Genomic DNA, 24,236 nt, shown 5'->3' with positions numbered 1-24,236 from the left:
TGGATTGAGAAAGCTATCACAGGGACAGGTTTTGAAGTGAACCCCAAAGTTTGGACGGATTAAACAATCGAAGCAGTAAGCATCTTCCTGTATTGTACGGGCGACATGCCATTAAGCCTCAGTTTTATTCTCTCGTTATTATAATATTCCATGTATTCTACCAGGTCTTTGATGAAGGTGTCTGCTGATGTGTACTTTCCAGAATACAGCAGCTCTGACTTCATGAGACCAAAGAAATTCTCCATCATGGCGTTATCCAGACAATTTCCCTTGCGAGACATGCTTTGGATAATGCCATGTTTCTTTAGACTATTCTGGTAGGCTACGTGCTGGTAGTGCCATCCTTGGTCAGAGTGCAATACGACACCCTCAGGCAGCTTTATACGCCTGTACATCTGGTTGAGCATACCGAGTACCATTTCCATGTTTGGCTTCTCTGTGATTGAATATGCAAGAATCTCACCATCGCACATGTCAAGTATAGGTGACAGGTAAATCTTGCGTCCGCCTATCGTCATCTGGGTCACGTCTGTTGCAAGCTTCTGATAAGGTCTTTCAGCTGTAAAATCCCTGTCTATGATATTAGGCGCAGTCTTGCCAACTTCTCCTTTATAGGAGTGAAATTTCACCTTCCTCACCTCGCTCTTCAGTTCCATTTCGTCCATAAGCTTCTTGACTGTCTTGTGATTGATAGGACAGCCATCTTTACGGAGTTCCAGCGTTATACGCCTGTAGCCGTAACGACCTTTGTGCTTATGAAATACGGTGTATATCATATCTTTTACTTCCTTGTACCTGTCTTTCTTCTTGCCGTGCTTGAGGTGATAGTAGAACGTGCTACGCGCCATCTTCTTGAGCTCTAGCAGGACATCTAAGTCCGCATGCTCATTACGCCTTAGTTCTTCGATGGCTTGCGCCCAATCGCTCTGTTTTGGGTTTCTCTTTCCTCGACTAAGGCTCTCACTTTTTTTAGCAGGAGATTCTCCAGTCTTAAGCGTTCGTTCTCCTTGCGAAGACGCTCGTTCTCCTTTTCGTACTCTTCTTTTGGTAGTCGTTTAACCATATGCTCACCAGTTTGGAAATGCCTGGATCGTCGAGATTCCAGTGCTTCAAATCCATTTCGCTCAACCAATTTAACCCAATTGCCAATTATCGAGCTTGACAATTGATATTTGGCTGAAAGCTGGAACAAAGTTAATTCACTTTCCTGATAATCACGAACTATTTTGCATTTTTCTTCATATGAAAGCCTCTTTTTCTTCTTCGGCTTTAATTTTAGACCTTCAATGCCAAGGAGTTTGTAACTCTCTATCCACTCATATAGAATATGATGGCCTAAGTGGAGTCTACGGGACACAGAACGGGCTGACTCGCCTTGGAACACAAACCCAATTGCGGACATCTTTTCTTCTAAACTAAATTCTTTTTTCATTTGAACCTTTCTGTTGTGTCCAACTTTCTGGGTTCACTTCAGTTTTTGATTCCTCAGAAAAAACAGGGCTTGCACAGATTTGTGCAAGTCCTGTTTTATGCATATTCAAGAATTGTTTCTGCATCAATGCCGAGTTTTGTGCGTAGCCGTTTGGCAAGTGGCATGGTGATACGTCTTTTGCCACTTAGTATCTGACTGAATACTGATTCATTGATTCCGAGAAACTTGGCTCCTTCTTTCTGCTTCATGTTTCGAGCATAGAAGTACTCCTCGATAGATTTTATTAATGGCGTCTTTTCGCGAAGAGGCATAATATCCATGTATTCATCTTCGTATTGCGCCATCTGCTTGCTCAAATCAGAAATCTTTCTTGTGTATTCGTTATCCATTTCAGGTTCAAGCATCCCTTTTTCTGTTGCCTCAGCAATAAGAGATTCCACAAGGTTTTTAACCTTGTTGTATTCTTGTTTCGTTGTTAATTTGTTGTTCATAACTTCTCCTTTCTTTTATATTGTTGAACAGTCTATCTTATCATATTCAGAATGTGTTCCCACAAAACGTATATTCATCACACCACCTATGAAAATGACTACGCTGCAAAGATATGGTGTTCTTTGCAATTCTGCAAACAAATTTGCAAAAATATAAAGAAAAGGATGTAAAAAGATGATTTATAGATATAAGGAATCGCAAGGAACAGGGGTCGCCTCTTCCTGCGATTCATCATTTTTAGGTATTGTCTATCTTCCTGAAATATAGTACCTTTGCAGTCGAAAAACAAAGCAAGAAAATATAAATCAGGATAACATGACAAGACTTAACTCAAGACATGTGATGTGCCTTGCTGTGGCACTGGCTCTTTGCGGTCAGGCAGAGGCACAGAAAAATGAGGTGCACGACTCGCTGAGTCTGCACGAGGTGAGCATCGTGGGCAAAAGTAAGGCTCGCAAGATGCACGAACAGGCTTATGCCGTATCGGTGGTCGATTTGGCTACCAAGTATCAAACCGCTTCCCCTTTAAATAAGGTGTTGAACACAGTGACCTCAGTGAATATTCGCGAGGACGGTGGACTGGGTTCCAACTACAGCTTCTCGATGAATGGCTTCTCGGGCAACCAGGTGAAGTTTTTCCTCGACGGCATTCCCATGGATAACTTTGGCTCGTCGTTCAACCTGGCCACCATCTCGGCCAACATGGCCGACCGCATCGAGGTATATAAGGGCGTGCTGCCCGTGAGTCTGGCCAGCGATGCACTGGGTGGTGCTGTGAACATCGTGTCGCGCACCAATGCCAACTATCTGGATGCCACCTATTCCGTTGGGTCGTTTAACACCCATCGCGCTGCTGTCAATGGTGTCTATACCTCGAAGAGCGGCTTTACCCTGCGTGCCAACGCCTTTGCCAACTACTCGGACAACGACTATGAGGTGTGGGCGCCCATCGTCAACCTGCAGACCAACAAGCAGGAGGGCGAAGAGTGGGTGAAGCGCTTCAACGACGGCTATCAGTCGTATGGCGTGAAGATGGAGACGGGTGTGGTGCGCCGTTCGTGGGCCGACTACCTACTTGTAGGTATGATTGCCTCGGCCGATAAGCGCAACGTGCAGACGGGTGCCACGATGGATGCCGTGTATGGTGGCGTGAAGAATCGCAGTTGGTCGCTTATCCCCAGCATCCGCTATAAGAAGAACGACCTCCTGGTGCCAGGTCTGTCGCTCTCGCTCTATGGCACTTACAGTATGGTGAACACCTATAACGTGGACACCCTGGCACGCCGCTATAACTGGCGTGGACAGTGGATGAACAGTACGTCGGCAGGCGAGGCCTATCTGACGGATGCCACCATTCGCGAGCGCCAGTGGCAAGCCAATGCCAACATGGGCTACATTATCAGCGACCACCATTCGCTCACCCTCAACAACGTATTCTCGGCCCTCCGTCGTAAGAGCAGCGACGCGATGTATCCTGACGACGAGATGAACAACGTGCCCCAGCAGTTGACGAAGAACATCACAGGCCTGGGCTATCAGATCCGCTACAATCGCTGGAACGCCAATGTGTTTGCTAAGATGTATCGCCTGTATAGCTCGACGAACAAGCTGATGGACCAGTTTACTGAGAACCAGCGCTGGGAGAAACTGACAGACCGCAAACAGCGTTATGGCTATGGTGCCGCCGCCACCTATTATATGTTACCCTCGTTGCAGGCCAAGGTGAGTTTTGAGCGCGCCTACCGCATGCCCGAGGCTGTCGAGATGTTTGGCGACGGACTGGTACAAAAAGCCAATCCCGACCTGAAGCCAGAGAGCAGTAACAACCTGAATGCTGGTCTCCTGTTCGACCACACCTTGGGCGACCATCGCCTGCAGGCCGAGGTGAACTATATCTATCGCGACACGAAGGATTTTATTCTCAAGGGTGTGAGCATGTCGAGCAACCCCACCACCAGCTACGACAACCTGGGTAAGGTGCAGACACGTGGCGTTGAGGCCTCGCTGGGCTATGCCTACAAGGAGGTGCTGCATCTTAACGGTAACCTGACCTATCAGGATATCAAGGACAAGATGAAGTACGAGACATCAGAAAATACGTTCGTGGGCGATGGCATCAGCGAGAATATCACCTACGGACAGCGCTTGCCCAACATCCCTTATCTTTTCATGAACGGTCATGCCGACTATCAGTTTGTTGACCTGGGCGCCAAGGGCAACACGCTGTCGTTGAACTACGACGTGAATTACGTTCACGACTACTACCTGTCGTTCACAGGCTTGGGCGCCAAGGCCACCAAGAAGGTGATCCCAGAGCAGTTCTCACACAATGTGTCGCTGGGCTATAGCCTCTGTGACGGTCGCTATAGCATTGTGGCCGAGTGTCAGAACCTGACCGACGCTAAGCTCTACGACAACTACCGCCTGCAGAAGCCTGGCCGTTCGTTCAACGTGAAGTTCCGCCTTTATTTAAGTAAGTAAACCCCAAAAGAAGAAAAACGATGAAACAGATATATAGCATGATGCTGCTGATGATGGCAGCCTTTTCACTCACCTCGTGCGAGGATGACCTCACCGCCGAGCAGGAGACACCCTTTGCACCTTATGTGCTGAGTCTGGGTGTGACCTCGAATGGCAATACCACCTATTATGTGGTGTCTACCGACAACCTGATGGAGGGCACCATCAATGCTGTGGGCAAGGGCATCGAGCAGAACGGCTATCACGACTATCAGCAGGGTGGCCGCAGCATCTTTTGCATTGGCGGACTGGGCCTGACCAGTGCTACGGCCGTGGTGCGTGGTGCCGATGGCCTGCTGAAGGAGCAGGGCGAGTTTGTGTTCGACGATAAGCTGAGTGGCTTCTGTCAGGTGGACCAGAACACGATGGTGGGTCTGGAACTGCCTGCCAACAAGGAGAGCGGCACACAGCTCACCTTCTATACCGTGGATACCAACAGCGCCGCTATCCTCAGTAAGAACACGCAGACGGCCGTTGCTCCCATCGACCAGTTGGACTGGCCTTCGCTGACGGGCATGATGTACAGCGGTGGCAACCTTTATGTAACCTATACGCCGATGAACAGCATGACATTCGAGACGGCCTATACCGATACGTGTTTTGTGGCTGTATATAGCTATCCCACCATGCAGTTTCAGACGCTGATGAAAGACACGCGTATGGGGCCTGGCGGCTCGTGGGGTGCCTTCAACGGACTGCTGAAAGACGAGGCCGACAACCTCTATGTGATGTCGAACTCGGCCCTTTCGAACGGCTATTCACAGAGTACCAAGCATGCTGGCTTCCTGCGCATCAAGAAGGGTGCGACGGCGTTCGATGCCGACTATTTCTTTGATTTTGAGGCTGCCACGGGTGGACTGAAGCCTGCGCACGTAACCTATGTGGGCAACGGACTGGTGTTTGCCGAGGTGAGTACGCTGAACCCTCAGACGACCAACGACCGCTGGGGTGACAAGAGTCTGAAGTGCTGCATCATCGACCTGGTGAACCAGACGGTGACGGATGTTGAGGGCATCCCCGTTCACAATGGCAATGGCGGTCGCCGCTTTGCCTGCCTGGTGGAGAACGGCTATGTCTATCTGCCTGTGTCAACGGCCGATGGTGTCTATATCTATCGCACCGATGTGGCTACAGCCCGTGCCGAGCGTGGTGCCCGTGTGTCAACGACCTTCGTGGGCGGCTTCTTCGCCCTCGATTAAGATAAATCATAAATAAAAAAAGAGGCCCACTTCAACGGTGGGCCTCCTTTTTTATTCTATATACGCCAGTATCAGGTTGGCAATCTGGTCTTCGGTCTTGCCTGCCATGTTGATCACCAGGTCGTAGTTGCGCGTGTCGTAACGCGAGGTGCCTGTAAACTTGTTGATATAGTTCTCGCGCGTGGTGTCCACCTTCTTGATGGCCTTCCTGGCCTCCTCTTCGGTGAGTCCCTGTTTCCTCATCAGGCGCTGGATGCGCTGCTCCAGGGGTGCCGTGATCAGGATGCTCAGGTGGTTGGGATGGTCTTCGAACACAAAGAAGCCACTGCGGCCCGCGATGACGCACGATTCCGACTCGGCAATGCCCTTGAGTATCTCCACTTCCCGTCGGAAGATGTCGGCGGCATTATACATATCGGGCGTGTCGATGACGGAGTCGGCCATCGAGCGTTCGATGCCTACCACACGCTTGAACTCCGACCACCAGTTGTGCTTGCGTCCTTTCAGACTCTCAATCTCCTCTACGGTGAGGTTATATTTCTCCATGAGAGCCTGTACGAGTGCCTTGTCGTAGAAGGGAACACCCAGTTTCTCGGCCACCTTTGAGCCAACGGTGCGTCCGCCAGAGCCAGCCTCACGGTTGATGGTGATGACAAATTTTTCGTTCTTGTTCATATCTGTAGGATTGATGGGTTGTTAAAAGAATAGGAGAGAAAGAAGATAGGCCACGATGGTCGACGTGGTGACGCAGACCAGTCCAGGCATCATAAACGAGTGGTTCAGCAGGTATTTGCCGATGACTGTGGTGCCAGAGCGGTCGAAGTTGACCGTGGCAATATCCGATGGATAGTTGGGGATGAAGAAGTAGCCATAGACCGACGGCAGCACGCCCAGGAGTACAGGGCCCTCGATGCCGAGGGAATAGGCCAGGGGCAGCATGGCCACGACAACGGCTCCCTGCGAGTTGATGAGCACAGAGACCAGGAAGAACACAAAGGCGATGCTCCATGGGTATTCCTTCACAATCTCCGTCAGCGCCGTCTGCATCTCGCCCAGATAGTTCGAGAAATAGGTGTCGGCCAGCCATGCAATGCCATAGATGGCCACCACAGCCACCATGCCCGACTGCCACACAGGACCTGCCACGGCTTTCTTGGGCGATGCATTACAGAAGATAATCATCAGGGCAGCCGCCGTGATCATCACAATCTGAATCACGATGCTCATCTTCAGCGACTTGCCGTCCCACGACGGAAGCAAGGAGGGCACAGCGGCAAACAGTACGATGACGCAGAGGGCTGCCAGGAAGATATAGACGGCGCGCTTGGCCTCAACGGGAATCACCTTGTCGAGGGTAGTGGCGCTGCTGCCATAGATATATTCGCGCTGTTCAGGAATTCTGAGTCGTGCCTGAAAGACGGGGTCTTTGTCAAGGTCGAGTCCACGCTTGTACGAGGCTGTGGCCGCCAGCATCAGTCCACACAGGCAGGAAGGGATGCTCACCATCAGCACCTGGGGAATGGTGATGTCGAAGCCGTTGGTGTTCGAGATGCTCACAAAGGCCACCACGGCAGCGGCTATGGGTGAACAGGTGATGCCCACCTGCGAGGCAATGCTGGCCACACCACACGGGCGCTCAGGACGGATGCCTTTCTTCAGGGCGATGTCGCAGATGATGGGCATCAGCGTGTAGACCACATGACCCGTTCCCACCAATACGGTGAGGAAGAACGTACTCAGGGGAGCCAGAAAGGTGATGCGGTCTGGATGCTTGCGCAGCAGTTTCTCGGCCACCTGAATCAGCCAGTCCATACCACCTGAGGCCTGCATGATGCCTGCACAGGTGACAGCAGCGATGATAATATAGATGACCTCCGTAGGCGGGGTGCCTGGTTTCAGTCCGAACCCCAATACAAGTATGGCCAGTCCGATGCCAGAGATGGCTCCAAGGGCAAGTGATCCGTATCGTGATCCTACCCATAATGCTCCCAGCACAATGAGGAGCTGCAAGATCATTATCAGCATGTTCGAATGTTATTAGGTTAGTAATGATGCAAATGTAGTCATCTTTTCAACAAAAAACAAATAAAACGACGAAAATTTTCAAATACTTGTGTGAATAACTAAAAAAAAAGCCACAAACTACTTAATTTTCTTTAAAAACTAAAGCAATTAGTTACATCGAACTAAAATTTTTAGTTACTTTGCCAACGGATACAGATATTGGCGCTCCCTTTTGAAAATGAACCAAGGTGAAATGAGTAGAAAGGACAAGAGCTGAAACGAACTTAAAACGTTGGAACAATGAAAAGACTAACCACGAAAGAACGGGAAATCATGGAGCTGTACTGGGAGCACGGCCCAATGTTCGTCAAGGAACTCCTCGAGTACTACGACGAGCCGCGACCCCACTTCAATACGCTTTCTACCACGGTCCGCATCCTTGAGAAGAAAGGATTCCTGGGTCATAAGCAGTATGGCACTTCCTATCAGTATTTCCCACTCGTCACGGAGAAAGAATACGGACGCAGCAGTCTGACGGGCATCATCAAAGACTATTTTAATGATTCCTATATGAGTGCCGTCTCGGCCTTCGTGAAGGAAGAAAAAATCTCCGTGGAAGAGTTGAGAGAACTGATTGATAAGATAGAAAGTCAAGAAGCGCTTTAGAAAATAATAAAGTGTTTAACCGTTAAAAAGAAAAAGAGTATGATGGAGTTTTTGGCATACGACCTGAAGGTAGCTGTGTTGGTGGCAGTATTCTATATGTTCTACCGACTGTTACTGAGTCGCGAGACGTTCCATGGTGTCAACCGCGTGGTGTTGCTCCTCACGGCAGTGGCCTCGTTTGTGCTGCCGCTGTGTGTCATCACACTGCACAAAACGGTGGTACTCAACCTCGCTGAGGGTGATGTGGCCATCGGCTGTCTGGATGCCGAGGTGGTGGACGACGCTGCGATGCCGTTCTGGCAGATGGCCGCCATTGCTATCTTCTTCATCGGCATGATAGTCACACTGGGCTATACGATCATGAGCGTGGTGCGTGTGTGGCTGCTCATCCAGCATAGTGAGCAACATCAGCAGACAGATGGTACCGTGATCTGCGTGGCTCCTGGCGACGTGTCGCCATTCAGTTGGATGAAGTATATTGTACTCTCTCGTAGCGACTATGAGGCTAACGATGCCTCTATCCTCGCTCATGAACGGGGGCATATCCGTCGGCACCATTCGCTCGACCTGCTCCTCGTTGATTCGCTCACCGCTTTGCAGTGGTTCAACCCCGCCATGTGGATGCTGCGCCAGGACTTGCGCGCCATCCACGAGTACGAGGCCGATGCAGCGGTACTCTCTCAAGGCATCAATATGTGCCAATATCAGTATCTGTTAATCCAAAAAGCCGTCAGCCAGTGTGGGTACTCGGTGGCCAACGGTATTAGTCATAGTACCCTTAAAAACCGCATAAATATGATGCTACATAAGAATTCAAGTCGCGCCAGCTTGCTGAAGCTGCTGGCACTGACACCCATCGTGGGTATGACCCTGGCCCTGCAGGCCGAAACCGTGAACGACTACGTGATTGAACAGCCGCAGAACCAGACAAAGGTAGTGAAGAAGGGCAACCAGAATGCCCAGGTGAAGGTAGGTACGAAGAAGGTCGAGGTGAAGGCTGTCAAGCCTGCCGCCCCAGTTCAGAACAAGGCCAAGAAGGATGCTGCTGTCAAGAACGTCGTGGTGAAGGCCAAGAAGGATGCCACCGTTTCGAATGTTGTTGTTAAAAAGAAGAATCCTGTGGCAGACGAGAAAGTGGCCATTGGTGTTATCGACGATGACAAGGATGACCGAGTATGGAATGTTGTTGAGCAGATGCCAAAGTTCCCTGGTGGCGATGCGGGCTTGATGTCGTTCTTGAAAGACAATATCAAGTATCCAGCTGAGGCTGAGAAGGCTGGCAAGCAGGGACGCGTCGTTGTGACGTTCGTTGTCGGCAAGGATGGCGCTGTGAACAATGCCAAGGTGGTGAGAAGTGTTGACGAAAAGCTGGATGCTGAGGCTCTGCGTGTTGTCAACGCCATGCCGAAGTGGCAGCCTGGTAAGCAGAGAGGTCAGGAAGTTAATGTGATGTATACTATTCCCGTAACGTTCAAACTCAATAAACCAGCTGAGAAGAAATAAGAAACATAACTATATGTATGTTGTTCTAACCGAATCGAACTTTTTCGATTCGGTTTTTTTTGTCTGTACAGAAAAAATTCTTACCTTTGCATGCACAAAACCGTAAACAATGGAAGAACTGCTTCACTACGTCTGGAAACACAAGCTGCTGCCGCTGACAGAGCTGCAGACCACGGACGGACGTGTCATCGAGATACTGGACCCTGGATTGTATAATCGTAATGCAGGGCCTGACTTTTTTAATGCCAAGGTGAAAATTGGCGGCACCCTGTGGGTGGGCAACGTGGAGATTCATATGAAGTCGAGCGACTGGTATCGCCATGGGCACGACCGCGATGCGCACTATAACAATGTGGTGCTCCATGTGGTGGCGCTGGCCGACATGGAGGCCAAGACGCAGGACGGCAACTACCTGCCGCAGATGGTACTCCAGATTCCGCAGCCCTTGAAGGACAACTACGAAGAACTGCTGCACAACGACCAGTATCCGCCTTGCTATCGCATCATTCCTGACCTCACCCGACTAACGGTTCACTCCTGGATGGCTGCCCTCCAGACGGAGCGCCTGGAACAGAAGACGGAGGCCATCCAGAGGCGGGTTGACCAGTGCGACGGCTCGTGGGAGGATGCCTACTTTGTGACCTTGGCGCGCAACTATGGCTTTGGCATCAATGGTGAGGCCTTCGAGCAGTGGGCGCTCAACGTGCCGCTGCGTGCTGTGGGTAAGCATCGCGACGACCTGTTTCAGATAGAGGCCATCTTCATGGGACAGGCTGGACTGCTGCAGCTGGAGAGCATCCCTGAGCGTTACCAGGCGGATGCCCTGAACGAGGGCTACTTTGCCAAGTTGCGCAACGAGTACCTCTATCTGGCCCATAAGTTCACGCTTACCCCCATGAGTTACGAGCCGTGGCAGTTCCTGCGTTTGCGTCCGCAGAACTTCCCCCATATCCGTATTGCCCAACTGGCCAACCTCTATTACGAGCGCAAGGCAGGACTGAGTGTGCTGCTGGAGTGCGAAACGCTGGAGCAGTTGCGCCAGTTGCTCCAGACGCATGTCACGCCTTATTGGGAAACCCACTTCCTCTTTGGAGCCGAGAGTCCGCAGAGCAGTAAAAAAACTTCGATTTCATCGGCCAATCTTTTGATTATCAATACGGCCATCCCCATGCTCTTTGCCGTGGGTCGCCATCGTCAGAACGAGAAATACTGCGACCGTGCCTTCGACTTCCTCGAGCAGTTGAAGGCGGAGGACAACCATATCATCCGCATGTGGAAGGCTTGCGGTCTGGAGGTGAACACGGCTGGCGACTCGCAGGCCCTGATACAACTCAAAAAACAATACTGCGACAAGCGCGACTGCCTTCGCTGCCGCATTGGCTATGAATACCTGAGGAAAGGTGAAAGATGATAGATGAAAGATGAAAAATTAAAATAAACCGCATATGAATTATATCTTTGAAGCGCGCATGGAAGTGCGCGACTACGAGTGCGACATCGAAGGCATTGTGAACAATGCCCAGTATGTTCATTATTGTGAGCACACACGCCACCTTTTCTTGAAGGAGTGCGGCCTGTCATTTGCCGATATGCACGCCAAGGGCGTTGATGCCGTGGTGGCTCGCATGCAGTTGCAGTATAAGGTGCCCTTGCGCCCTGACGATGAGTTTATCTCGCGTCTGAACCTGACGAAGGAAGGCATCAAGTATGTGTTCCATCAGGACATCTATCGCGCCAGCGACGAGCAGCTCTGCTTCCGTGGCAAGATCGAGCTGGTGTGCCTGGTCAACGGCCGACTGTCGAACAGTGCTGACTACGATGCAGCGTTTGCAAAGTATATCGCATGAACGAGCAGGAAGTCTATTACACCATTGCCCTGACGCGCATGACGGGCTTCAACTTCCAGACGGCACTGCGCCTGTATAGGGAGTTGGGCAGTGGACAGGCTGTCTACGAGCATCGGCTGGACATGAAGGACGTACTGCCTGAATGCACCGACCGCCTGGCCGAGAGTCTGAAGGACTGGACGGTGGCACTGGCGCGTGCTGCCCAGGAGATGGAGTTCATCACCAAGCACCACGTACAGCCGCTGTTGCTGGGCGATGAGGCCTATCCGCAGCGCCTGGCCGAATGTCCCGATGCGCCCATCATCATGTATTATATGGGTACGGCTCCCCTGAACCAGCGGCGTGTGGTGAATATCGTGGGCACACGTCAGTGCACCATCTATGGTCAGGACCTCATCCGCCGCTTTGTCCGAGACCTCAAGCAGATGTGCCCAGAGGTGCTCATTGTCAGCGGACTGGCCTATGGCGTGGATATCTGCGCCCATCATGAAGCGTTGGAAAACGGCTACGAAACGGTGGGCGTCTTGGCGCATGGTCTGGATGTGATCTATCCCAGTAGTCATCGCGATGCGGCCAAGCTGATGGTGAAGCATGGTGGACTGCTCACGGAGTATATGACCGAGACGCGTGCCGACAAGTTGAACTTCGTAAGGCGCAACCGTATTGTGGCGGGCATATGCGATGCCACCATCCTGGTGGAGAGTGCTGCCAAGGGTGGGGGACTCATCACCGCTGGCATCGCGATGGACTACGACCGTGCGGTCTTTGCCTTCCCTGGTCCTGTGGGGGCACCCTATAGCGAGGGCTGCAACAACCTGATTCGCGACAATGGGGCTTCGCTCATCACCAGTGCCGACGATTTTGTCAAGGCCATGGGATGGCAGATGGATGCCAAACTGCGTCAGGCACAGACCGAGGGTATTGAGCGCTCGATGTTTCCAGAACTGAGTGACGAGGAACAAAAAATCGCCAGAATCCTCGATGAATTCGGCGATTTTCAACTCAACCAGTTGTCGGTGAAATCAAATATTCCTATTGGCCAACTCACGGCGCTGCTCTTCCAGATGGAGATGAAGGGCGTGGTGCGTGCAATGGCCGGCGGCAGTTATCATCTCTTGAGATAAGACTTGTCGGCCTTCTTCATCCAGAGGTTCAACTGATAGATGGCTGGGATGAGGATGAGCAGCGAAAAGCCTGTTGAAATAAGAGCTTGTCTCTCTGAGCCCATAATTTGGGTGAGGGTGATGTCGGGGTCCTGATAGAGGCGGGTCATCAGATAGGCCACGGTGTTGTTGGCCCAGTGATAGGCAATGCCTGGCAGGATGCTGCCCGTGCGCTCGTACATCCAGCCCAGCAGGATGCCGATGAGCAACGGATGAATCATCTGTGCTGGGTTCATGTGGGCCACGGCAAAGAGCACGGCCGAGAAGATAATCATCAGCCAGCGATGCTCAGGCTTCCATTCCAACAGCTTGCGCAGCACGGCGCCACGAAACACCAGCTCTTCGGCAATGGGCGCCAGCAGACAGATCACGGCATAGCCGCCCCTCGTGTTCATGATGCCAATCAACTGCTGGGCGTTCTGTTCTATCAGCTTCTGAATGGCATCGGGCCATTCGGGCATCTGCTCCTGCAGGAAGGCCGATGGAACCACGGCGCCAAGGGCGGCAACAACGCTCCATGCCAGGGTGGCCCAGGGGCGTGTCATGATGTAGTTTCTCGACACCTCGGCCCATTTCCACTTCAGGAAAACGGCGATGGCCACCAGCGTATAGACCGCCAGCGAGATGATGACGCCCATATACGACAGACCCGTTGTTGGTTCGTCACTAATCAACTTCTCAATGCCCATGGCCAGATACTGGCACACCACCTGGATGAACAGGAACATCAGCACATAGGCGATGGCTATGTAGGGGAATAGTTTTTTGTTCATATCGTCTTTTTACCTTTTTTATCTTTCTAATCCTTTTAATTTTCCAAGCATCTCTTCCGCTTGCGCTTTGTCTTTCTTAATCTGGTCGGCCAGTGCTTCGGCCGAGGGGAACTGCTGCTCGCTGCGCAAACGACCGATGAAATGGATCACCAGGCGCTGTCCGTACAGGTTGCCAACGGGCTCCAGCAGGTTGGTCTCCAGCGTGCGGTTGGTGCCGTTGAACGTGGGGCGCGTGCCAATGTTCATGATGCCGGGCTTCTGCATGCCGTTGTCCAGGTCCACCATCACGGCATAGACGCCGTCCTGCGGAATCAACAGGTTGTCGTCGGGCTGCAGGTTGGCCGTTGGAAAGCCGATGGTGCGACCTATCTGCTCGCCGTGAACCACCTGTCCACTGATGTTATAGGGGCGTCCCAGACATTGGGTGGCCTCCTCAATGTTGCCTTCCTTCAGCAGCTGGCGCACCCTCGACGAGCTCACGTTCTGCTCGCCCAGCGACAGGGCCTCATGGCACAGCACCTCGATGCCAATCTCCTGTCCGTGGCGCTGATAGTCCTCAAAGCCCTCCGTCCTGTCGTGGCCAAAGCGGTTGTCATAGCCCGTCAGCAGCATCCTCACGCCCAGCCGGTCGTGCATCAGCTGCATAAACTCGCCTGCCGACAGGTCTGCCATCTGGCGGTTGAAGCGCAACACCACCACCACGTCGATGCCTGTGGCCTTCAGCAGCTTCAGCTTTTCGTGAAGCTCCGTCAGGAACTCTGGCTTCCAATCCCCCTGCACCACTTGGCGCGGATGGCGCTCAAAGGTGATGGCCATCGACAGTAGTCCACGTTCTGCCGCTTCTCTCTTCAGGCGTTCCATCAGAAACTGGTGCCCTTTGTGCACGCCGTCGAAGAAGCCGATGGTGGCAGCGTATGTGCCATCATGTACTGTCTGGTCTGGGAAAAAAATCGTCTTCATATGGGTGCAAAGTTACTAATAAGTGCGCAAAAAGCAAAAGAATCGTGGTCGTTTTACGTCTTTTTACACAAATTATTTGGATAATTCACATTTTACTCGTACCTTTGCAGCCGCAAAAAACTTTTGCTCGGACTTGTAGCTCAGTTGGTTAGAGCAACAGACTCATAATCTGGAGGTCCCAGGTTCAAGCCCTGGCTGGTCCACACTGAAAATCAAGCACTTACGAGTTTCTCGCAAGTGCTTTTTTATGTCTGCGTAAACAATGCGTAAACAAACTATTTCAGTCCCCGCTTTTCTGCAACATAATATGAATGCCACAGGGACTAATATTAAAAGAGCGCTTGACGCCAGTGAAGGGAAGGTATTTCAGCGACAATAAGAAAATCGCCCGCAGTCTACACAGACTGCGGGCGACACACTAACTAACAATCTTATCATCAAATAAAACTACTAACCAAACCTAACTATTTAACAATAACTTTCTTTCCATTGACGATATACAGGCCTTTAGCAGGATGAGCGACACGCTGACCAGCGAGGTTGAAGTATTGGCTGTTGGCAGTTTGCTCTTGGCTCTTGGCAACGGCAGCAATGCTAGTAGCACCATCCTTGACGAGCACGACGGCTGTAAAGTTGAAAGGATCGCCAGCCTCCTTGTTGCACTGAATCATAAGGCGGTCAACATCAGCAAGGGCTGCTGCCATATCGATATTCTCTACATTGAGCTCTGCATACTCGTTGGTCATAGTCATCGTGGTCTGATCGCCCAGTTTGCCACCTTCACCCCACTTGGTCAGAACATTGATGACGTAGTCGGTACGGTTGGCCTCAGAATAGAAGCGGATAGCCTTGACCTTGCTCCAGTCGACGCCAGCGAAACAGTTCTTTGTAATCTCCAGCGTGCTCCAATCGTCCATCCAGAAGAAGCCGCTCCATGCGGTGTTCTCATCAATATTATCCTTGCCATCGCCATACCATATCTTGGTAGCGGTGAAGTTGACACCGCAGACTTCAAGGCCATACTCCTTCAGGGATGCAAGCATTGCAGGGGTAGCGAAGACCTCAACACTGCTCTGGTCGGGGAAAATGTGATGTTCAAAGCGTGTGCCGGGGAGCATTCCTGCGTTGCTGTGCAGCTCGATAACCTCGCCTGCAGCGTCCTTAAACTCAATGACGAGTTTGTCGCCAACCTTCATATCTGTAAACTTACCCTTTTCGATTGTCAGGGTGTTACTCCAGCTAACAGCATGCTCTCCTTCCCAAACGTCGGTTGCTGAAGCGATAACTGTGGTTGCCATCAGGCACATGAGTAAAAATACTTTTTTCATAAGCGTTGTTGTTTTAGAGTTAATATTGTTTTTTGTTGCTGCAAAATTAGTATCAAATTACAATAAGTACTATCAATAATGTTTCATAGAATAAAAAAAATGTTCAAGGTAACATTTTTACGTTACCTTGAACGATTTTTCTTATTTGTCGCTAATAATCTCTTACTGCTGACTAATCTTCAAGTCGCTAATGGTGATGTTACCACCATAGTTGTTGATGCTCCAGCAGTTCTTCTGGATGCCATAGATGCGGTGGGTGCAGCAGACGATGTCGTTGATGTACATGACGAGGACACTATTGTCGGTATAGATGTCGATGTTGTACTCGTTGTTCTCGGGACGATAGAATCCATAGCCGTCGGCACCTTCGATGAAGCCCTTGCCATAGACCTTCTTCTCCACCATCTTCTGCTCTTCCTCGCTCCACTCTTCTACGATGCGATAGCCTTCCTGTTCGAAGTTTACCTTACGGATGTTCTCCTCATCATCATCCTGCTTCTCGGGCTGGACAACGAGCGTATAGTAGTAGTCGGGGTCAGTGCTGCGTACAAAGGAGACTCCGAACTTATCCTTGTTGTTGGAGGTGGTCACCTTGAACGAGATGTGGTTGCAGGTGCCCAGACGACTGTAGAGCACATAGGCATCGTCGCCGCTGAGCTTGCCATTGTCGTAGCCATTGGATGCCATCACCTTGGCTTCCTGGGGCTTGCTGTACTTGGCAGCCATAGCGGGCACGGCACCCATCGACAGCGTACCATCGGCATGCTGGATGAGTTTGTGGCATACCAGTGCACCACTCCAGTTGGGTTCATTGCCGTCGCCTGCACCCACGTTGACATTCTTCTCGTGGATATCGGCACCAGAGCGGTATGGTGTCCAGCCCCAGATGAAGCGGTCGGTGCCGTTAGAGGCTGTCTTGCCTGCATAGAAGGCACGGGTGTCGAGATTGCCCTCGCGCCACAGCGGACCATCGGCAGGCCACTTGGGACCGTTGTTGAAGCAGTCCTTCAGTGCATCCCAGCTGTCGGCGAACATATACTTCACCTTGCGGCTCCAGCTGGCGCGGAAGCTCTGACTGTAGACCAGATACCAGTAGTCGCCCATCTTGAAGATGTCAGGGCACTCCAGCATGCGGTCCCAGATCATCTTGAAGGGACCGACATGTTCCCAGTTCTTCAGGTCGCTGGACTTGAACTCAGCAAACTGCGGGTCGCCGCCATTCTTGGGATAGGTAGAGATCACCATGCGGTAGAGTCCATCGTCAGCTACGAAGATTTGCGGGTCGCGGAAGTCGTTGGCAGAATAGCCGTAGTCGGGACCATTGAGTGCCCACAGCTCGTCCTTTGTCCACGTCTTGAAATCGGTAGAGGTGGCACGCATGACAACCTCACGATACTGGCAGTTGCCATTGTGACCGGTATAGTAGATGTAGTACAGGCCGTTTGCCTCGTCGTAGTAGGCACAGCCGGTACCTAGCGCAGCATCCTGCACATAGTCGTTGCTGCCGTAGGGCAGCACTTCGCCCAGTGACTGGTAGCTGGCGCCGTCCTTGGTAGAGACGCCCCAGATGGGATGGAAGCGGTGACTCATATTGTTGTCGAACTCCTGCAGGTAGAGCACCTTGAAGTCGCCAGCCTTCTTATCGTAGAAAGGCATGGGGTCTCCGACGCGTCCGATAGCTGGCATGTAGTAGGTGCCAAAGCCTTGTTCGTCAGTGGGGGTGAACGCATTTGTTGTACCTGCCCAGTTGCGAGCGGCATCGCCCGTCACACCGTCGTCGCTGCTGCATGCTGTCAGCGCAGAGGCTGACAGGATGAGTGCGATTGCTGAATATATCATTGTCTTCATATTATTCCTTATTTTTTATCACTATTCACTTTTCACTTTTCACTATTGACCTACGGTCGAGCCTGCTTACGCTCGGCATTGCTCATGCAAGCATGGCACTGCTCTCGCTTAATCGCAGCCTTCTCTATTCACTTACCAAGGTACTCCAGTGCGTTGAGCATAATCTGACCCATGTTGTCGTGGTATACAGAGGTGTAAGGAGTCGGAGAGTTCCAGTCGAAGACACCAGTACCGAAGCAGACGATGCCTCCCTTACCGTAGTTGCCTGCGGCATTCTTCAACTCCCATGAAGAGACATTGCCGTCGCCACCGAGGACACGACCGCCAGTCCTGGCAGCCACAGCATTCTCGTCAGGATAGTCACCCCAGAAGCCGTACTGTGATGTGGTGTTACAGATGGTGTAGCCCTCGTCGAGTGTGATGATGCGGTCGTCGCCCAGTCCTGTTGAGCGCTTCAGGTCCTTCCACAATGGATGGTTGATGTCAGCAACACGATAGGTCCAAGGCTCTGGTCCCATCACGTCGGAACCTTCTCCGTTGCCACCCCAGACGTTGTTAGGATAAGAGTCCTCAGGCTGTGCACCCAGTGCGATGGCATAGTTGACAGCTGAGCGCTGCAGTACGAAGCCTACTCCGTTCTGGTAGAGTTCCTTCATCTTGGGCAGTGCAGTCATAGCGCCTGTCTCGGCATCGGCAAAGCCATTGTAGTTGCCATAAGCCGGGCAGTGGCGATGGAAGAATACCAGGCGAACCTTGTCAAGCGACACGCTGCCAGAGTTAATGTCACTCCATGAGAGATATGCCGAACCGGCGACATTACTTGTCAGCCACTTGGCAGCAGCCTTCTCCTCGTCGTTCAGTGCCTCTACATTTTCAGCGTCGCCCACGAAGATAGCGACAGGAGCCTGTATCAACGTCACATTGACGGTATATACATTGGTTGCCGTATTGTCATTGACGGTCAGCAGGAAAGGCTCTGTGAAGTTGCCCTTCGTACCGCTGGCAGGACTGCAGGTGGCATCCTCGCTAACCACAGCCTCGAAGGTGGCATTAGAGAGGTCGATGCCGCTGCTGGCCATCATACTGACGGTAATCGTCTTGTCATCCTGGTTGATGGCACCCTTGACACCCTCCAGCAGGAACTGTTTCAGCAGGGCCTCATCGTTGCGTACGCTAACCTGATACTCCAGCTGCAGGTCGCCATTGGTGACGCGCAGTGTCTTGTCAGCATTCAGATTGATGTGGTCGCCCAACTTAAAGTTAGCAGAGGCGCCAGCAGGAAGTGTGAGACTGGTAATCTCCATGTCGCCCTTCTGTGCAAAGGTCTCAGGGACCTTGATTTTGATGAGACGCTTCTCATGGCTGATGGTAGCCTTGAACTGGTTGTTGAGTTCAAAAGACTCTACCAGACACGAGCCGCCAACATTGATGCTGCCCGTATGGTCGTCGTTGCAGGCAGTGAACCCGCAAAGCAGACAAACCATGCAAATGATACTATATATCGTTTTCATAACTTTCAACTATAAACTTTAAACTTTAAACTCTTCATTACCACTCGCCACAGTTCTGTGTATAGTGACCGTTAGAGGCTGACAACTGCTCCCAGGGAATAGGGAGATACTCGTTCTTGTCGGCAGTGAACCGGGCGCCCTTCAGGAAGCTCATCTTCTCGCTCTCCGAAGTATAGAATTTGTTGATGACGGTAGCAGCATCGCCCCAACGCACGAGGTCAAAGAAGCGCTCGCTCTCCATAGCCAGTTCCAGACGACGCTCAGTCTTCACAATCTCCATAGCAGCATCCTTGTCGTAGGTGCCTTTATAGCTATTGATGGCAAAGTGTACACCATATTTATTAGGATAGTTAGACACGACGCTGTTGGCAGCCATCGCCTTAGCACGCTCACGCACCTGGTTGACCAGTGCGATGGCCTCGGCAGTTTTGTTCTGCTGAGCCAGCGCCTCGGCACGCATGAGCAGCACGTCAGCATAGCGGAAGACGACGCGGTTCATAGAGCTGGCCCACTGGTTGTCGGCATTGAAGATGTACTCGTTGATGGTTGCGGGGTCTACGTTCTGCTTCAGCGACACGAAGTAGCCATACTTACCACCTGAGCGGCTCCAGGTATTGGTCTTACTCATCATGTAGTTGGTGTTGAACATGTAGGGAGTACCTGGCAGACCAACGGTGACGAAAAGACGTGGATCGACAGTCTGTGCAGAGCCCACCTCGTAGTCCTTGGTGGCTGCTGTAGCCACGAGAGGCAGTCCGTCGGCATTGGTACGATAGGCATTGACTAGGTTGATAGAGGGCTTGTAGAAGTCGCAACCAGAGTCATGCACCTTAGGAATACAGGGTACTATCAGACGGTTAGAGAAATTCAAGTTGCCCCAAGTGGTACCGTCGTTCTTAGAGTACTGGATGGCCCAGATGCTCTCCTTGCCATTCTCATACTGCTCCTCCGGACGGAAGTTGTTGTGCATATCACTCTCCAAGCCATAGCCGGCAGCGGCATAGATAGAAGGATTCGTATAGTCAACGACCTTCTGCAGGTCAGCCTCATTGATGCTGGTCACCTGGTTGTTGTTGGCATTGTCCTGATGGTAAGCCTTATAGAGATAGACCTTTGCCAGGAAGGCTGCTGCAGCGGCCTTGGTGGGACGGCCCTTCTCGCTCTGTGTCACGGGCAGTACGGCATAGGCATCCTCCAGGTCGTTGATGATCTGTTGCCAGCCCTCGTCGTTGGTATACTCCGTGTTCGACATGTTGTTATAGTCGTCCTCTGTCATGTTCAGTTTGTTGACAAAAGGAATCTTCTTGAACAGGCGCTTCAGCTGGAAGTGGCCATAGGCACGCAGGAACTTCATCTCGGCAGTGCGCTGCTGGATGGTAGCATTGCTCTGGTCGGCCTCGTTCAGCATGTCGAGTGACAAGCTTACACGTGACAAGAATTTATAGAAGCGCTGCCAGATGTCATTGTATGGCCAGTCTTTGGTCATCACGGTGGTGTGCAGCTCCAGGATATGGAAAGGTTCACCATCGGAGAAGTCGGCACCGCCTACATAAGCATCGTCGGAACGAGTGTCGTAGTTCCATAGAGAGAACGAGGAGTTCATGTCCTCAATGCTGAGCAGTCCGGCATAGGCAGAAATCAGCACATTATCGATATACTCAGGTTTCTTCACCTCGTCCTGAGTCAGCGTAGCCTGTGGCACCTGCTCCTCTAGGAAATCAGAACAAGCCGTCAGACCGCAGATGGCGCACATGGCACAGATGTATTTTATATATGTTGTTTTCATAACTTTTATTCGTTTAATTGCATTCGTGGTCTTTAGAATCCTACATTCACGCCGAAGGTGAGGTTGAGAGGAATAGGATAGTCAAATCCAGGACGCTCAGGATCGTTGCCAGTGAACTTGCCGCTCTTGATGGTCAGCAGGTTCTGGGCAGAGACGTACAGACGGATGCGGTCCATCTTCAGCTTCTCAGTAATGCTCTTTGGCATGTTATAGCCCAGCTGTACGGTACGTAGCTTGGCGTAAGAGCCATTCTCGATGTAGTAGGTTTACAGACGACCCTCGCGGTTGGTGTCTGATGTGGTCAGTGCGGGGATGTCGCTGTCTGGATTGGCAGGACTCCAGGCGTTCAACACGCGTGTACCCTTGTTCAGGTAAGGCACGTTGACATTAGAGTTGGCCCAGAAGTCGGTCTGCGACTTATAACCAATACAGTTGACATCAACACCCTGCACACCCTGCCAGAACATGGTGAAGTCGAAGTCCTTGTACTGCAGGTAGATGTTCAGACCCCATGTGAAGTCGGGTGTCGGGTCGTAAATCCAGTCCTGGTCGGCCTCGGTAATCTTGCCATCACCGTTCAAGTCCTTATAGCGGATGCGACCAAGTCCTGCACCGTCCTGCTGTGCATGGTTGTCAATTTCCTCCTGACTCTTGAAGATGCCGTCAGCGACATAGCCCACCTCAGAAAACATGGGGCGACCAACGACGCTCTTCACGCCATTACCACCATACGTACCCTTGGCAGCCACCGTCTCAGGCAACTTCGTAATCTCATTCTTATAACGGCTGATGTTACCATTGATGTCCCATGAGAAGCCATTGGCCAGCTTATGACGGTAGCCCAGGCTGAATTCCCAACCGGTATTCTTCACCTCACCGGCATTGATCCACTGTGAGGCACCCTCGCCCATCGCGGCGATGCCGTCCATGAAGAGCAGGATGTCGGTGGTCTTCTTGTCGAACCAGTCAAAGCTACCATAGATGCAGTTGTGCAGGAAGGCGAAGTCGACACCGATGTTATGCTGCGTGGTGGTCTCCCACTTGATGTCCTCATTGGCACGCTGCTGACGAACGTAGCCATTGCTCAGGTCGTAGCCGCCGTTACGGCCGGTGATGTCATAGGCAGAACCTGCCTGACCACTGCCCCACAAGCCTGTAGATACCACAGACTTATAGATGGTATAGCGTGCGATGTTGGAGATTTCCTGGTTACCCGTCTGTCCCCAAGAGTAGCGAACCTTCAGGTTGTCCAGCCAGCTCTTGGTGAAGTTCATGAACGACTCCTCAGAAAGGCGCCAACCGGCACTGACAGAGGGGAAGGTACCATACTGGTTGTTCTTACCGAAACGGCTGGAACCGTCACGACGGATGGTGAACGAAGCCAGGTACTTGTCATTATAGGTGTAGTTGATCTTACCAAAGAAGGACACCAGTGAATAGCCATCGCCAGAACCTAAAGCCAACTGCTTGCCAGAACCGGCTGACGGCCACATATAGTCTGTATTCAAGATAGCCAGCTCATAGCGCTGGGCACTGCTCCACTTGGTCTGTTCGCGGTTGACCTCCATACCAATCATAGCATCACCACGGTGCTTGCCAATCTCCAGGTTATAGGTAGCAATGGCGTTCCACATCCAGCGCATCCAGTGCTCCTGCTTGCTCTCTACGGCTGTGTCGGTGCGCTTTACCTTACCATTGGCAATGGGGTACATGAAGAAGCGCTGCTCCTTCTGGGTGTAGTCCAAGCCTAAAGTGGTGCGCAGGGTAAAGTTCTTGAACGGGGTTACGCTCAGGTGAACGTCACCGAACATGCGCCACAGGGTATACTCGTTGTCCTTAGCATTGCGAATCATGCTCAGCGGATTCTCACGCTCTGAGTAAGCACCCAGAGCCTGAGCATACTGGCCGTTCTCTGCATAGATGGGGAAGTTGGGGTTGAACTGCAGTGCATTCTGCAGGATACCGCCAGGAGCATCGACACCCTTGTTGCGGTTCAGCGTGAAGTTCTCACCAATGGTCAGTTTGCCATCAAAGAGCTTATAGTCTGCATTAGCACGGGCAGACAGACGGTTGAACCAAGAGTCCTTGATGGTACCCTGGTTGTCGTAGTAACCTAATGAGAAGAAGGAGTTGCCCTTCTCTGAGCCATTGCTGACAGAGAGGTTATACTGCTGAACGACACCCGTACGCGTCACCTCCTTGAACCAGTCCGTGTCACCGGCACGTACGGTACCATTCTCGTCGAGGTACATGTTCATGGTCATCTTGTTCAGCACGGGGTTGCCATTCTGGTCGTAGCTCCAGTCGTAGTTGTAACCCAGGTTGTTGTTCGAGGGGTTCATACCATCGTTGACGTTAGCCTGCCAGAAGGCACGTCCCCACTCCGAGGCATTCATGGTCTCTATCTTGTTGGTATAGAACGAGGCAGCGACAGAACCGTCGAAGTTGACCTTGATCTTACCCTCCTTACCCTTCTTCGTGGTGATAATAATCACACCATTGGCAGCACGCGAACCATAGATAGATGCCGAGGCTGCATCCTTCAGAATCTGGATGCTCTCGATATCGTTGCCGTTCAACTCGTGCATACCGGCAGTGGTGGGCACACCATCAATAATATAAAGAGGATCGTTATGCTCCAGTGAACCATTACCACGGATGCGCACGGTAGCAGCACCCGAAGGATTACCGTCGGCAGAGATGTTCATGCCTGGAACACGACCCTGCAGGGCCTTCATCGGGTTGTTCTCGTTCTGCTTAGCCATCTCGTCAACGCTGACGGTAGAGATAGCACCCGTCAGGTCGGCCTTGCGCTGGGTAGTGTAACCTGTCACTACTACTTCCTGCAGCTGCTTGCTGTCTTCTTTCAGCATCACCTGCATGCCATTCTGAGCAGGCAACTCCTGTGTCAGACAGCCCACATAGCTAAACACCAGCGTAGTGCCGGCTTTCACTTTGAGTGTAAAGTTTCCGTCGAAGTCAGTCACCGTGCCATTGGTGGTTCCTTTCTCCATGACTGTAGCTCCAATCACTGGCCCAAAAGAGTCAGACACAGTTCCTGTCACCTTCTGTGCGTACGTCATCGTAGCGACCAGCATCGTCAAGAAACTTAAAAACAATCGTTTCGTTTGTTTCATTTGCTTTTGTTTTTAGTTAATACTCTTGTTTCAGATTCTGTCGCAAAAATAGTAATGATATAGTTAT

At 51.7% G+C, this 24,236-nt stretch carries 17 protein-coding genes, 1 tRNA gene and 2 pseudogenes; 8 read left to right on the top strand and 12 right to left on the bottom strand.

What is annotated here, in order from left to right; genetic code table 11:
* Positions 1 to 59: 59 nt before the first annotated feature.
* From M1D30_RS12625 to M1D30_RS12615, 3 genes and pseudogenes are all read right to left on the bottom strand, one after another.
* Positions 60 to 911, bottom strand: a pseudogene (locus M1D30_RS12625) (IS3 family transposase); the annotation flags it as partial.
* The gene (locus tag M1D30_RS12620; protein ID WP_371874186.1) at positions 896 to 1,402 is read right to left on the bottom strand and encodes a helix-turn-helix domain-containing protein; all 507 of its coding nucleotides are present in this window, start codon (positions 1,400 to 1,402) and stop codon (positions 896 to 898) included. The pseudogene M1D30_RS12625 and the gene M1D30_RS12620, both read right to left, overlap by 16 nt.
* 125 nt (positions 1,403 to 1,527) lie before the next feature.
* Positions 1,528 to 1,923: a hypothetical protein gene (locus tag M1D30_RS12615; protein WP_248504527.1), complete on the bottom strand. Its 396-nt coding sequence runs from the start codon at positions 1,921 to 1,923 to the stop codon at positions 1,528 to 1,530.
* A gap of 316 nt (positions 1,924 to 2,239) precedes the next feature.
* On the opposite strand from M1D30_RS12615, the gene M1D30_RS12610 reads away from it, so the two are divergent.
* Together M1D30_RS12610 and M1D30_RS12605 are read left to right on the top strand one after the other, a co-directional pair.
* Positions 2,240 to 4,405 (top strand): TonB-dependent receptor, encoded by a 2,166-nt coding sequence (locus M1D30_RS12610; protein ID WP_248504525.1) that lies wholly within the window; start codon positions 2,240 to 2,242, stop codon positions 4,403 to 4,405.
* A 20-nt stretch (positions 4,406 to 4,425) separates the two neighbouring features.
* Positions 4,426 to 5,643, top strand: a complete 1,218-nt coding sequence (locus tag M1D30_RS12605) for a DUF4374 domain-containing protein (protein ID WP_248504522.1) — start codon at positions 4,426 to 4,428, stop codon at positions 5,641 to 5,643.
* Positions 5,644 to 5,694: 51 nt separating this feature from the next.
* On the opposite strand, the gene M1D30_RS12600 is transcribed toward M1D30_RS12605, so the two are convergent.
* Together M1D30_RS12600 and M1D30_RS12595 are read right to left on the bottom strand one after the other, a co-directional pair.
* The gene (locus M1D30_RS12600; protein WP_248504520.1) at positions 5,695 to 6,318 is read right to left on the bottom strand and encodes an AAA family ATPase; all 624 of its coding nucleotides are present in this window, start codon (positions 6,316 to 6,318) and stop codon (positions 5,695 to 5,697) included.
* 21 nt (positions 6,319 to 6,339) lie between these two features.
* On the bottom strand, positions 6,340 to 7,668 hold the full coding sequence (locus M1D30_RS12595) for an anaerobic C4-dicarboxylate transporter (protein ID WP_248504519.1): 1,329 nt from the start codon (positions 7,666 to 7,668) through the stop codon (positions 6,340 to 6,342).
* A gap of 279 nt (positions 7,669 to 7,947) precedes the next feature.
* Between M1D30_RS12595 and M1D30_RS12590 the strand changes: the two genes are divergently transcribed.
* The 5 genes from M1D30_RS12590 (at position 7,948) to dprA (ending at position 12,787) form a co-directional block, all read left to right on the top strand.
* Positions 7,948 to 8,313: a BlaI/MecI/CopY family transcriptional regulator gene (locus M1D30_RS12590; RefSeq protein WP_248504516.1), complete on the top strand. Its 366-nt coding sequence runs from the start codon at positions 7,948 to 7,950 to the stop codon at positions 8,311 to 8,313.
* A gap of 39 nt (positions 8,314 to 8,352) precedes the next feature.
* Positions 8,353 to 9,816 carry a M56 family metallopeptidase gene (locus M1D30_RS12585; RefSeq protein ID WP_248504514.1) on the top strand — a complete coding sequence of 488 codons (1,464 nt, stop codon included), beginning with the start codon at positions 8,353 to 8,355 and terminating at the stop codon, positions 9,814 to 9,816.
* Between the two features lie 109 nt (positions 9,817 to 9,925).
* Positions 9,926 to 11,227, top strand: a complete 1,302-nt coding sequence (locus tag M1D30_RS12580) for a DUF2851 family protein (RefSeq protein ID WP_248504512.1) — start codon at positions 9,926 to 9,928, stop codon at positions 11,225 to 11,227.
* A gap of 34 nt (positions 11,228 to 11,261) precedes the next feature.
* Entirely contained in the window at positions 11,262 to 11,663 is a 402-nt protein-coding gene (locus M1D30_RS12575) for a thioesterase family protein (RefSeq protein WP_248504510.1), read from the top strand.
* Positions 11,660 to 12,787 carry a DNA-processing protein DprA gene (gene dprA / locus M1D30_RS12570; protein WP_248504507.1) on the top strand — a complete coding sequence of 376 codons (1,128 nt, stop codon included), beginning with the start codon at positions 11,660 to 11,662 and terminating at the stop codon, positions 12,785 to 12,787. The genes M1D30_RS12575 and dprA overlap by 4 nt, the downstream gene beginning before the upstream one ends.
* On the opposite strand, the gene M1D30_RS12565 is transcribed toward dprA, so the two are convergent.
* Complete coding sequence (locus M1D30_RS12565) at positions 12,772 to 13,599, bottom strand: CPBP family intramembrane glutamic endopeptidase (RefSeq protein ID WP_248504496.1); 828 nt, start codon at positions 13,597 to 13,599, stop codon at positions 12,772 to 12,774. The genes dprA and M1D30_RS12565 overlap by 16 nt on opposite strands.
* 18 nt (positions 13,600 to 13,617) lie before the next feature.
* Positions 13,618 to 14,559 carry a bifunctional riboflavin kinase/FAD synthetase gene (locus M1D30_RS12560; protein WP_248504494.1) on the bottom strand — a complete coding sequence of 314 codons (942 nt, stop codon included), beginning with the start codon at positions 14,557 to 14,559 and terminating at the stop codon, positions 13,618 to 13,620.
* A gap of 129 nt (positions 14,560 to 14,688) precedes the next feature.
* Between M1D30_RS12560 and M1D30_RS12555 the strand changes: the two genes are divergently transcribed.
* Positions 14,689 to 14,762, top strand: a tRNA-Ile gene (locus M1D30_RS12555).
* 261 nt (positions 14,763 to 15,023) lie between these two features.
* Here M1D30_RS12555 and M1D30_RS12550 read toward each other — a convergent pair.
* The 5 genes and pseudogenes from M1D30_RS12550 to M1D30_RS12530 form a co-directional block, all read right to left on the bottom strand.
* On the bottom strand, positions 15,024 to 15,887 hold the full coding sequence (locus M1D30_RS12550) for a hypothetical protein (protein ID WP_248504492.1): 864 nt from the start codon (positions 15,885 to 15,887) through the stop codon (positions 15,024 to 15,026).
* 162 nt (positions 15,888 to 16,049) lie between these two features.
* Entirely contained in the window at positions 16,050 to 17,735 is a 1,686-nt protein-coding gene (locus tag M1D30_RS12545) for a glycoside hydrolase family 32 protein (protein ID WP_248504490.1), read from the bottom strand.
* 128 nt (positions 17,736 to 17,863) lie between these two features.
* A complete protein-coding gene (locus M1D30_RS12540) occupies positions 17,864 to 19,246 on the bottom strand; it encodes a DUF4960 domain-containing protein (protein WP_248504488.1) in 1,383 nt (460 codons plus the stop codon).
* A 37-nt stretch (positions 19,247 to 19,283) separates the two neighbouring features.
* The gene (locus M1D30_RS12535; protein WP_248504486.1) at positions 19,284 to 21,032 is read right to left on the bottom strand and encodes a RagB/SusD family nutrient uptake outer membrane protein; all 1,749 of its coding nucleotides are present in this window, start codon (positions 21,030 to 21,032) and stop codon (positions 19,284 to 19,286) included.
* A 32-nt stretch (positions 21,033 to 21,064) separates the two neighbouring features.
* Positions 21,065 to 24,169, bottom strand: a pseudogene (locus M1D30_RS12530) (SusC/RagA family TonB-linked outer membrane protein).
* Between the last annotated feature and the right edge of the window lie 67 nt (positions 24,170 to 24,236).

Origin of the sequence: Prevotella sp. E15-22, from assembly GCF_023204875.1 — a bacterium.
Lineage (GTDB): Bacteria > Bacteroidota > Bacteroidia > Bacteroidales > Bacteroidaceae > Prevotella.
The sequence above is the reverse complement of the archived record's forward strand: the minus strand, read 5'-3'. Positions and strand labels throughout refer to the sequence as shown.